The sequence below is a fragment of the Desulfobacter sp. UBA2225 genome, from assembly GCF_002348205.1.
Taxonomy (GTDB): domain Bacteria; phylum Desulfobacterota; class Desulfobacteria; order Desulfobacterales; family Desulfobacteraceae; genus Desulfobacter; species Desulfobacter postgatei.
This window is the reverse complement of the sequence record NZ_DDYV01000351.1, coordinates 1-2,903: the sequence shown is the minus strand read 5'-3', so window position 1 is coordinate 2,903 and position 2,903 is coordinate 1. Positions and strand designations below refer to the sequence as shown.

At 48.1% G+C, this 2,903-nt stretch carries 5 protein-coding genes; 4 read left to right on the top strand and 1 reads right to left on the bottom strand.

The window, feature by feature from the left end:
* The 4 genes from B3D59_RS18180 to B3D59_RS18165 form a co-directional block, all read left to right on the top strand.
* Positions 1–1,115, top strand: a 1,115-nt coding sequence (locus B3D59_RS18180) for a DEAD/DEAH box helicase (protein ID WP_286822562.1), incomplete at its 5' end; no start/stop codon positions are given.
* A gap of 223 nt (positions 1,116–1,338) precedes the next feature.
* On the top strand, positions 1,339–1,539 hold the full coding sequence (locus tag B3D59_RS18175) for a cold-shock protein (protein WP_286822561.1): 201 nt from the start codon (positions 1,339–1,341) through the stop codon (positions 1,537–1,539).
* A gap of 106 nt (positions 1,540–1,645) precedes the next feature.
* Positions 1,646–1,846 (top strand): cold-shock protein, encoded by a 201-nt coding sequence (locus B3D59_RS18170; RefSeq protein ID WP_286822561.1) that lies wholly within the window; start codon positions 1,646–1,648, stop codon positions 1,844–1,846.
* A gap of 102 nt (positions 1,847–1,948) precedes the next feature.
* Positions 1,949–2,104 carry a hypothetical protein gene (locus tag B3D59_RS18165; RefSeq protein WP_286822560.1) on the top strand — a complete coding sequence of 52 codons (156 nt, stop codon included), beginning with the start codon at positions 1,949–1,951 and terminating at the stop codon, positions 2,102–2,104.
* Between the two features lie 68 nt (positions 2,105–2,172).
* Here B3D59_RS18165 and B3D59_RS18160 read toward each other — a convergent pair.
* Positions 2,173–2,903, bottom strand: a 731-nt coding sequence (locus B3D59_RS18160; protein ID WP_286822559.1) for a DNA polymerase, incomplete at its 5' end; no start/stop codon positions are given.

Here is a 2,903-nt window from a genome sequence, read left to right as displayed (position 1 = left end):
AGACCGGAACCGGCAAAACAGCCGCTTTTATACTTCCCACCCTGCAACGTCTTCTGGATGGCCCCAGGAAGAGCATCCGGGCCCTGATTGTGGCCCCTACCCGGGAACTTGCTGAACAGATCCACAGCTACATTGAGAAAATGGGCCATCTGACCAACCTGCGCAGCGCAGTAATCTATGGCGGCGTCAGCAAGGTAACACAGGCCAAAAAGATTCGAGCCGGGGTAGAGATCATTGTTGCCTGTCCAGGACGACTGCTGGACCATATGAACGACAGGGTCATCAATCTGGCCAATGTTGAGATATTAATCCTCGACGAGGCAGATCACATGTTTGACAAGGGGTTTCTGCCTGATATCCGGCGGATATTGAAGTCAATCCCGAAAAAACGACAATCTCTTGTCTTTTCAGCAACCATGCCCCAGGAGATACGCCACCTCGCCGAGGATATTCTCACTAATCCAGCCACGGTACAGATCAATCATACCAAAGCGGCAGCTTCCATCAGCCATGCCTTGATTCCTGTCGAACAAAAGCGTAAGACTGAATTGCTGAAAAACATCCTGGAGCAAAAAGGGATGACAACCACTCTGGTCTTCACCAAAACAAAATACAAGGCCAAGAACGTTGCCCAGCAGCTTGAAAACTCTGGCTACCGCGCAACCTCCTTGCAAGGAAATTTGTCACAAAGCAAACGACAACAAGCGCTCGATGGTTTTAAAAGCGGCACGTTCAATATCCTGGTGGCAACCGATATCGCCGCCCGGGGTATTGATGTCTCCGGGATCTCACATGTCATTAATTACGATGTGCCCGATACCGCCGAGGCCTATACCCATCGTACCGGTCGTACCGGCCGTGCAGCCTGCACCGGAGAGGCGTTCACTTTTATGACAGCTGATGACGACAAGATCGTAAAGCTTATTGAGCAGACACTTGGCAAAAGAATCCTTCGCGAGGTCGTGTCCGGCTTTAATCTTGACGCTCAAGACAAGAACCCGGCACCCAGCAGGGACTTGCCCGCACGATCATGGCAAAAGAAAAAAACAAGCACAACAACCGGCACCCCTAATCGTAAACGGGTCTTTGGTGCCCCCACATTTCCAAAACGATAAGCCGTTTTTTTTACAATCACCGCAATGAAGGTGAGACAAGCGGCATCAGAGGGCAGCAGACATTTACAATTGGACCATGAATACAATGATTCAATTTGTCATGGCTCCTCATAAAGAAGCACACAAGAACTACTTGAGGCAAGCACGCCAGGCTCTTTATATAGAGTCTGGTGTTATTAAAAAAAGGTTTCCAGATGGAAGCAAGTACAAAGGAGTAGTAAAAATGGCAGAAGGTACAGTAAAATGGTTTAACGATTCTAAAGGTTTTGGCTTTATTGAGCAGGATGGCGGAAAGGATGTTTTCGTTCACCACTCCGCAATTCAAGGCGACGGGTTCAAATCTCTGGATGAGGGCGCACGCGTCAAATTTGACGTCGTTGATGGCGCCAAAGGCCCAGCTGCTGAGAATGTTGTTAAACTGTAATATCCGCTAAATAACAGGGCCCCTTGAAAAATATCATGCATTTGATATCAAGGCACCCCCCTGAAAATCGTTTCCATATGGAACAAAATATAAAGGAGTAATAAAAATGGCTGAAGGTACAGTAAAATGGTTTAATGATTCAAAGGGTTTTGGTTTTATTGAGCAGGATGGCGGAAAGGATGTTTTCGTTCACCACTCCGCAATTCAGGGCGACGGTTTCAAGTCCCTTGATGAGGGTGCTCGTGTCAAGTTTGACGTGGTTGATGGTGCCAAAGGCCCCGCAGCTGAGAATGTTGTCAAGCTGTAAGACCGTTTGATAAAAAAGGCCCCGCATACGTGCGGGGCCTTTTTTTATGGTAAAAAAAACAGATCCTCCAAGATCCACAGGATATTTCCACAGGAGCTTATTTTGGCTAAACGGACAAACTACCAGGGTGAAAAAAGAGCCAAGGAATTAAATCGACTAAAAAAACAAAACGAGAAAAAAGAGCGTAAAAAGAACACAGAAAACGAGGAGCTGGATGATCTTTCCCAGACAGCCGCCGAAGTCCCACCGGCAGAATGAGTCTTTAGGAACCAAGGAATTTTCTTATCAGTATCCGGCCAACCTCCCTCACTCCTCGAAAAAAAACATCATCCGGTTTTGGCCAGACTGTTTGCACTCTCAAAGTTTACAAGCAGAGGTACATCCAGGGCCAGGACATTTTCCATTGCCGGCCTGACTATCTTTTGGGTTGCTTCCAAGTCGGCCTCAGGTAATTCAAAAACCAATTCGTCATGAATCTGGAGAAGAAGACGGGCGCCAAGCCCTTCTTGCGCCAGGGCCCCGTTCACCTTAATCATGGCCAGTTTAACAATATCAGCTGCCGTTCCCTGAATAGGGGTATTAATGGCAGTTCGTTCCGCTAACTCCCGATCGGTTTTCTTCTTCGAGTTAATTTCAGGCAATATTCGTCGCCGATGGAGAAGAGTTGTGACAAAGCCATCAACTCTTGCCCTTGCCACGATATCCTCCATGAACTGCCTGACCCCGCTATACAACTGGAAATAACGATCGATAAAGGCCTGAGCCTCTTTCCGGCTGATATTCAGTTGGACGGCAAGCCCAAAGCTGCTCATCCCGTAAACAATGCCGAAGTTGATGGTCTTGGCTACCCGCCGCATTTCAGGGGTAAGCAACAGTGGCGAGATAGAAAAAAGCTGTGCGGCCGTCCGGGCATGGATATCACCACCGCTTCTAAAGGCCTGCAGCAGTGCGGCATCCTGCGAATAATGAGCAAGAACCCGCAGATCAATCTGTGAATAATCTGCCGACAGAAAAACCAGTCCCTCAGCCGGAACAAAGGCCTGACGAATTCGATTTC